Source organism: Aliterella atlantica CENA595 (assembly GCF_000952155.1).
GTDB lineage: Bacteria > Cyanobacteriota > Cyanobacteriia > Cyanobacteriales > Chroococcidiopsidaceae > Aliterella > Aliterella atlantica.
In genome coordinates, this window is the sequence record NZ_JYON01000059.1 from 1 (window position 1) to 995 (window position 995).

Annotated in this window: 1 protein-coding gene; it reads right to left on the minus strand. The window is 50.6% G+C overall.

Annotated features, from left to right (window positions below):
• Positions 1 to 995 (minus strand): photosystem II D2 protein (photosystem q(a) protein) (gene psbD / locus UH38_RS24540; RefSeq protein ID WP_045057341.1); only part of this gene is annotated, 995 nt, incomplete at both ends.

Here is a 995-nt window from a genome sequence, read left to right on the forward strand (position 1 = left end):
GGGAATTTAAATTGTTCGTGAGGCTGGTCTTGAGGAGCCATCCAAGCGCGGATCCCCTCATTGAGCAACACGTTTTTGGTGTAGAAAGTTTCAAACTCTGGGTCTTCAGCCGCTCTTAACTCTTGGCTGGTGAAGTCGTAAGCACGTAGGTTCAAAGCTAAACCAACTACGCCCACAGCACTCATCCACAAACCTGTGACCGGGACAAATAGCATGAAGAAGTGCAACCAACGCTTGTTGGAAAAGGCAATCCCAAAAATTTGCGACCAGAAACGGTTGGCGGTCACCATCGAGTAGGTTTCTTCCGATTGGGTGGGGTTGAAGGCGCGGAAGGTGTTGGATTGCTCGGAGTCTTCAAACAAGGTGTTTTCCACGGTCGCACCGTGAATCGCACACAATAATGCACCGCCTAGTACCCCTGCTACTCCCATCATGTGGAAGGGGTTGAGCGTCCAGTTGTGGAACCCTTGGAAGAATAATAAGAAACGGAAGATTGCTGCTACCCCAAACGAGGGAGCGAAGAACCACGATGATTGTCCCAGGGGGTACATCAAAAATACGCTGACAAAGACGGCGATTGGGGCGCTAAATGCCAAGGCATTGTACGGTCTTATCCCTACTAACCGCGCGATTTCAAACTGCCGCAGCATAAAGCCGATTAAGGCAAATGCTCCGTGTAAGGCGACAAATGCCCACAATCCTCCTAGTTGACACCAACGCGTGAAGTTCCAGCCTGCTTCTGGTCCCCACAAGAACAGCAATGAGTGTCCCATTGTGTCTGCTGGTGTCGATACTGCTACTGTCAGGAAGTTTGCTCCTTCTAAGTACGATGATGCTATCCCGTGTGTATACCAACTTGTGACGAATGTTGTCCCTGTGAGCCATCCGCCCAAGGCTAGGTATGCGCAGGGAAATAGCAATATGCCGCTCCAGCCTACGAATACGAATCTGTCGCGCTTTAGCCAGTCGTCTACGGTATCAAATATGCCGCGACT